General features: G+C 48.3%; 7 protein-coding genes. All 7 read left to right on the top strand.

What is annotated here, in order from left to right; genetic code table 11:
- Positions 1-1,570 (top strand): type VI secretion system Vgr family protein (locus UTM25_RS22425; protein WP_320715388.1); only part of this gene is annotated, 1,570 nt, incomplete at its 5' end.
- Between the two features lie 11 nt (positions 1,571-1,581).
- On the top strand, positions 1,582-2,376 hold the full coding sequence (locus UTM25_RS22420) for a DcrB-related protein (RefSeq protein ID WP_194399472.1): 795 nt from the start codon (positions 1,582-1,584) through the stop codon (positions 2,374-2,376).
- A gap of 2 nt (positions 2,377-2,378) precedes the next feature.
- A complete protein-coding gene (locus UTM25_RS22415; protein WP_320715386.1) occupies positions 2,379-3,719 on the top strand; it encodes a PAAR domain-containing protein in 1,341 nt (446 codons plus the stop codon).
- The gene (gene tri1, locus UTM25_RS22410; RefSeq protein WP_194399470.1) at positions 3,719-4,819 is read left to right on the top strand and encodes an ADP-ribosylarginine hydrolase Tri1; all 1,101 of its coding nucleotides are present in this window, start codon (positions 3,719-3,721) and stop codon (positions 4,817-4,819) included. The genes UTM25_RS22415 and tri1 overlap by 1 nt, the downstream gene beginning before the upstream one ends.
- A 192-nt stretch (positions 4,820-5,011) precedes the next feature.
- The gene (locus tag UTM25_RS22405; protein ID WP_194399469.1) at positions 5,012-5,392 is read left to right on the top strand and encodes an immunity protein Tsi6 family protein; all 381 of its coding nucleotides are present in this window, start codon (positions 5,012-5,014) and stop codon (positions 5,390-5,392) included.
- Between the two features lie 345 nt (positions 5,393-5,737).
- Complete coding sequence (locus UTM25_RS22400) at positions 5,738-6,175, top strand: hypothetical protein (protein ID WP_233469361.1); 438 nt, start codon at positions 5,738-5,740, stop codon at positions 6,173-6,175.
- Positions 6,176-6,343: 168 nt separating this feature from the next.
- Positions 6,344-6,723 (top strand): contractile injection system protein, VgrG/Pvc8 family (locus tag UTM25_RS22395; RefSeq protein WP_320715383.1); only part of this gene is annotated, 380 nt, incomplete at its 3' end.

The following is a 6,723-nucleotide window of genomic DNA, read 5'->3' as shown; positions in this document are numbered from 1 at the left end:
CCTGCTGGGCGAGCATCAGGTCAACGTTGAGGATAAGCTCACCGGCAGCTACCGGGTGTGGGACTACTGCGTGCAGTATCAGGAGTCGAGCCTGGACTTCATCAGCCGCCTGATGGAGCTGGAGGGGATTGCCTATCACTTCAGCCACGAGGCGGACAAGCATACCATGGTACTCACCGACGCCGCCACGCAGCATCAGCCGTTCAGCGGCTATGAGGTTATTCCTTACCATCAGACGCCGTCAGGCGGCAGTACGGATGAGGAGGGCATCAGCCAGTGGGCGCTGGAGGACAGCGTGACGCCGGGGATTTACAGCCTCGACGACTATGACTTCCGCAAGCCGAACGCGTGGCTGTTCCAGGCCCAGCAGAACCCGGCGTCGCCGAAGCCGGGCAGCATCGACGTGTACGACTGGCCGGGGCGCTTTGTGGACAAAGGCCACGGGGAGTTTTATGCCCGCATCCGTCAGGAGCGCTGGCAGGTGGAGCATCAGCAGATTCAGGCCACCGCCACGGCGGCGGGGATTGCGCCCGGGCATACCTTCACCTTAACCAACGCGCCGTTCTTCAGCGACAACGGGGAGTATCTGGTCACTGCCGCGGGTTACCACTTCGAAGAGAACCGCTACGCGAGCGGCGAGGGTGAAACCATTCACCGCACCGATTTTACGGTCATTCCGTCGGCGGTGGTCTACCGTCCGGCGCAGTCCACGGCGTGGCCGCGCACCTACGGCCCGCAGACCGCGAAGGTGGTGGGGCCGCAGGGGGAAAGTATCTGGACGGACAAATATGGTCGCGTGAAGGTGAAGTTCCACTGGGACCGCCTGGCGAAAGGCGATGACACCAGCTCCTGCTGGGTGCGCGTGTCGAGCGCGTGGGCGGGCCAGGGCTACGGCGGGGTGCAAATCCCGCGCGTCGGCGACGAGGTGGTGGTGGACTTTATCAACGGTGACCCGGACCGTCCGATTATCACCGGTCGCGTGTACAACGACGCGAGCATGCCGCCGTGGGCGCTGCCGGCCGCGGCGACGCAGATGGGCTTTATGAGCCGCACGAAGGGGGGCTCCGTCGATAACGCCAACGCCCTGCGCTTTGAGGACAAGGCGGGCGCAGAGCAGGTGTGGATCCAGGCCGAGCGGAATCTGGATATTAACGTCAAAAACGACGAGTCGCATTCTACTGAAAAAAATCGCACTCAGTTTGTTGGGGAAGATGAAACTTTACGGGTAGCGAAAAACCAGAAATCAGGTATTAAAGGCGATGTGATATGCCTGACGGGTAAGAGTCGAAACGATAAAGTGGTTAACAATTTTATCCTTTCCGCAGGCAATACGCTGAGACTGGAATGTGGTGAAAGTGCTATCGAGCTATCAAAAGATGGCAGCGTCCATATCATTGGTAATAACTTTAACTTTACTGCAAAACAGAATGCACAAATTAATACGCTTTCCGGTGAATTGCATTTAAATCCTGATGATGGACGAAACGTTATCGATCCTCCTGGCGCATCCCATCAGGGTGAAATCCAGCAGGAAGTGGATAGTTTTTTTGTTATTAATGGCAATAAATAAGAGTAACCCGAATGGCTGAATATATTCTTCAGGAAGCATCCCTCGCCTTACCTGATGTGTTTAAAGACAGAACCATGAATTTATTTACCCTGAGTGATAACGGAGCCAGCGAGTTTACTTTTGTTGTTTCTCGTGCGAGTGCTAAAAACGAAGATAAAGTCCATGATGCGGCAACACGGCTGGTACGTGAACTGGAAATTACGGTGCCCGACTTTCGTCTCGAATCCTCTCAGATGACCTCTGTTGATGGTCTCCCTGCGGTTGAGCTTTTTTATCAGTTCAAAAATGATAATGCGATCATTTTCCAGAGGCAGACCGTTATTTTGCTCGGTGACCATCCTGGCGGCCAAAAGATGGTGTGCTATATCGGTACTTGCCCGGGCGAGTTTAGCGATTATTATCATAATCAATATCAGGAAATTATCCGCAGTATTAAGTTCCACAAACCGGCTCAGACTGAAACCCAGGAAATGCTCGCTGCCGACAGCCAGGGGCCATTTTTTGCGCTTGATAGTGAGAGTAAGGTACTCAGTGTCTTTGAAAACATTCAGGAACTGTATGGACACCTTTCGCTTCAGCGGGCGAAAGAGGGGCAGTATTTGCTTTTTGAAAAGCGGGGTAAACCACTCAGTATTGCACCCGTTCCGGACAGCCAACCCCTTCGTTACGCGCTCTGGACGACTTCCTCAGACAAATCACATCACCTGCTTTCACAGCTTTCCGTATGCCGCCAGGTCTCTGGTTCTGACCAACTTCGTACACCCGATCGGATACGTGGGTATCTGATGGCACAGCGAGCCGAATAGTTATGTCCGAATGTCTGGCCGCTCGCGTAGATGATGAGATTGCTCATACAGCCTCAAAAGGCTGGATGATCGCAGGATTGGTTGGTGGGGCAATTCTGGGCGCAGCTGCCGTTGTCGTCACCGGAGGGACCGCGTTGGTTGCTGTTTCTGCCGTTGCGGCTGGGGCCTGTGCTGCGGGTGGGTTGGGTGAGCTCCTCGGCAGTATGTCATGGGCTCCAAGCCATACTACCGGTACGCTAAAAGAAGGTTCACCCAATGTCTTTATCAACAGCCGAAAGGCTATCCGCGCTCATCTGTCAGCCGGAGAGTGTGATGAGCACAGCGGTAGCCTGCAACGGGTTGCGGAAGGTTCGATAAAAGTTTACATCAACAACTTTCCCGCCTCTCGCACAGGCGATAAGTTGACTTGCAGCGCCGAGATTAGTCAGGGATCGCGTAATGTTATTATCGGTGGAAGCAAGGTTCAGACCGATGAAATAAGTCCTGAAATCCCGGAGTGGGTGAACTGGACGATGCTCGCCGTTGGTGCCGGAGCGATGGCGGTGCTGGCCAGTCCGGCAATCGCACTTCTGAGTACACTCGGTGCGATGGGCGGTGGGACTATTGGTGGCTACGCGGGTGGAATGCTGTGTGGCGAAGGTAGCGACGGTCAGAAATGGGGGATGCTGATCGGCTCCGTTATCGGCGGCGGGGCTGGCATTAAAGGCGGGGCACGGTTTGATGCGTGGCGGGCTGGTAAAATACCGGCAGTTAGGCCTGTCGAAGCAAGCCCATTAGGCGCTACAGCGCTAAATAAACCGAAGATGACTTTATCCGAGGCTGTAGGTAAAGACCTGGCTAATACATGGGTAACGAAGGGAAGACAGCTTGCTGAACAAGGGGATAAACGACTCTCCTCCCTGCTAACCGATGATGAAGTAGGGGCTCTTTATGGTTATACTACGAATGAAGGTTATCCGATGGTTAACAATGCGCTAAGAGGCCAGGCTGAACTTACACCAGAAATTCAAGCTTTTGCGGATCACGCCACTAACGCTCTTGATAAGCTTCCTTCTTATGAGGGCATAACATATCGAGGCGCGACGTTACCTGAAAACGTACTAATGGAAAACCAGGTGGGTAATGTTGTTTCTGATCCAGCATTTATGAGCACCGATCAGAAAGTTCCTTTTTCAGGAGATACCACCATTACGATTAATGGTAAAACAGGTAAGCCTATTGATTTTCTCTCTGAATATAAAGGAACTGAAACGGAGGTGCTTTTCAAACCAGGTACCAAATTTGAAGTTGTTGAGCGTGTTGATTCTGGTGGTAAAACCGCGCTTACATATAAGGAATTATAATGATCGATCTGCACACTGATTTAAATACGCTGCTAAAGTATGTGGACAAATATCGACAATACTTACCCGTAAGCAATCCTTCAGTCCAGCGGAGGATGCAGTATACTTATGATAATAAATCCTTAGAATCTTCCTCCAATAGTGATGTGCAAAAACAATGGGACTTAACACCATCATGTAACATATCCCTGGCGGAATCACGTGATCGTGCTGTCGGTGCGCTTATTGGTCTTGCTGTAGGAGATGCTGTAGGTACGACGCTTGAGTTTTTACCTCGAGACAAAGCACACGTCAACGATATGACTGGTGGTGGGCCATTTCGACTTCGCGCAGGCGAATGGACGGATGATACATCCATGGCATTATGTCTTGCGGAAACGCTTCTTGAGAAAGGTGATGCTGATACTATATGCTTCAGGAATAAGCTTCTGGAATGGTATCGGCATGGTTATAACAGTTCAAATGGCATCTGTTTTGATATAGGTAATACAACTCGCTTTGCTTTAGACCAATATTTAACTGTTGGTCCTGGGTGGAGCGGTAATACAGCGCCAGAAACTGCAGGTAATGCTTCCATTATCAGACAAGCACCTGTCTCTATTTTTTTTAGAAAATCATTAAGCAAAGCGTTTTATGAAGCTAAAAAACAAAGTATCGCAACACACGGTGCCGCGGAAGCAATAAATAGTACACAGTATTTAAGTTATTTGCTTGTGCATATGATTAACGGTAGCAATAAAGATTTTGGTTTTTCTCCGCACGTCATGCCGCTTCAGCCACGTGTAATGATAATCAACGCGGGTGAGTATAAGCAAAAAACTCGCGATCAGATTCGTTCAAGTGGTTATGTTATCGATACGCTTGAGGCAGCGATGTGGTCTGTATGGAATACGGATAATTTCCGCGATGCAATTCTGCTGGCCGCCAATCTTGCCGATGACGCTGACAGCGTTGCGGCGACGGCGGGGCAAATAGCTGGAGCATTATATGGTTATTCCGGTATTCCCCAGGAGTGGAAAAATAAACTCGTGCAACACGAACGTATCGCCACAATGGCAGGTGAGTTATTCGATAGAGCACCTGAGGACAATTTTTTATAATTGTATGATTATTATGGCACGGCTATTGTAGCGTGCCATTCTTAATGATAATCACTCATTGATAAAAGGTGGTTTTTAATTTGTCCTCTTGCCTCTATTATTTTCTTAAATAAAAGGCGATAATTAATATTATAAAGTGGAAGTGGTAGGGTATAATAAATGTATTCTCATCTAATAATTTAACTCATTATAATGAATGAAATAACTGTCCTGGATTATGTTGAAAAAGCATTAACTTTAGCAAAAAAGAGATATGCTGAGGTCAAAAATCTCAATCCCAACTCCCCGCTTTTACAAATGTACGACTCTATTGTGCAACAATTATTATTTCTACGAGGTATAATCGAGTGCAAGGAAAAGGATAAAGCGAAATTATGGAAAATGACGTTCGGCATGTATGCAGCGAAAGAGTTTGATAATTCGGATGAGTTGTTTTTTGAAAGGTTGTCGGATGCCTGGTTTATTGTTGATCAAATCCGCCGAGGATTAAAGGTTAGGCTGCCTCATGAGGTTGATGCTAATTACAGAATAAAACAACAAAATCTTAAAATGAAATATCCTGATGAATTTTAAGGTTTGACATTAAATATATTTTATTATAGGTGAATGGTGATTGATTTACATGCTAATTTGAGTATATTGCTTAAATATGTAGATAGATATCATAAGTACTTACCTGTTAGCAGTCTTTCAGGCCAGCAGAAGATGCAGTATAAATATAATGATAAACTATTAGAATCATCTTTTGATAGCGATACACAAAAATAATGGGACTTAACACCATCTTGTAACATCTCACTAGCAGAATCGCGAGATCGTGCTGTTAGTGCGCTTATTGGGTTTGGTTTGGCAAAACAGTCTGATGCGAATAGGTTAGATGGATGCCGAAAATGACATGATATATAAATGTGGAATGTTATGATGCATTGGTTTTACTTTCTTCTCTTTCTGGTTTGGGCACTAGCGCTTATCTGGAATGGAAAAGATTTGTTCAACAAAAAACAATGGTTCCTGGCCGGGTTGATGTTTGTTCTGGTGCTAGTGGCTACGGTTGTTATTGGTTTTACGTTAAAATGGTTCGCTCAGTCAATGTTATTATTCTCCGTCGCAACGGCGAAACAATATTCGATTATCTTTTCCATGTCTTTTCTGTGCGTATGGGGACTAAAAATTACCGTTGTGCTGCTCTGCACGATCTTTTCCGGGATTATAGGGGGGCACAAAAAATACAATGCGGGAAACTATGAAAAAATATCGTCTATAACACGCGTCGTTGCGCCTGGCTTACTTATCGTTGCTAAATGCGTAGTTTCCCTGGGGAGCGTCCTTATGTTTTCAGGTTTATGGCTTAAATAAGCACGATATTAACTTAAAAATATCTCAATGAAAATTCAGGAAAAGTGGTTTGCGGCAAGCGAAGTCAATCTTACAGCTACTCATTATCAAACCAGCAGCGTTTACGCTTTGCGTATTGAAATGAGTTAACTTCTGGCACTGAGATTAGTCCATAGTGGAATAAAGATTATGCTCAACCGAATTACCGTTCAGCTCCCGGTGGAGGGGCTTCTGTTCTGGAAACTGACGGGCCGCGAGGCGATGTCCGAGTCGTTTGCGCTGACGCTGACCGTGCTCGGCACGGACGCGCGCATTGACCGCAGTAAGCTGCTGGGCCAGCCGGCCACGGTGACCATCCCGACGCAGAGCCTGCTGACGTCCCGCTATGTTAACGGCAAGATTACCCGCGTGGCGGTCAGCGCCGTTGAGCTGACGGGCACCCGCTATGCGGTGTACCAGCTGACGGTGGAGCCGGACCTGTGGCCGATGAAGCGCGACCGTAACCTGCGTATCTTTCAGGGGCAGACGGTGCCGCAGATTGTGAAAACCCTGCTGGGCGAGCATCAGGT

It is taken from the genome of Enterobacter sp. 61D5 (genome assembly GCF_034107965.1).
GTDB lineage: Bacteria > Pseudomonadota > Gammaproteobacteria > Enterobacterales > Enterobacteriaceae > Enterobacter > Enterobacter cloacae_M.
Note: the sequence above shows the minus strand (reverse complement) of the source record. Positions and strands in the feature narration are given on the sequence as shown.

Bases quoted from the DNA above. Each gene is read 5' to 3' on its own strand.
- tri1 (WP_194399470.1), top strand. From the start codon at position 3,719: ATGATCGATCTGCACACTGATTTAAATACGCTGCTAAAGTATGTGGAC.
- UTM25_RS22405 (WP_194399469.1), top strand. From the start codon at position 5,012: ATGAATGAAATAACTGTCCTGGATTATGTTGAAAAAGCATTAACTTTA.
- UTM25_RS22400 (WP_233469361.1), top strand. From the start codon at position 5,738: ATGATGCATTGGTTTTACTTTCTTCTCTTTCTGGTTTGGGCACTAGCG.
- UTM25_RS22420 (WP_194399472.1), top strand. From the start codon at position 1,582: ATGGCTGAATATATTCTTCAGGAAGCATCCCTCGCCTTACCTGATGTG.
- UTM25_RS22415 (WP_320715386.1), top strand. From the start codon at position 2,379: ATGTCCGAATGTCTGGCCGCTCGCGTAGATGATGAGATTGCTCATACA.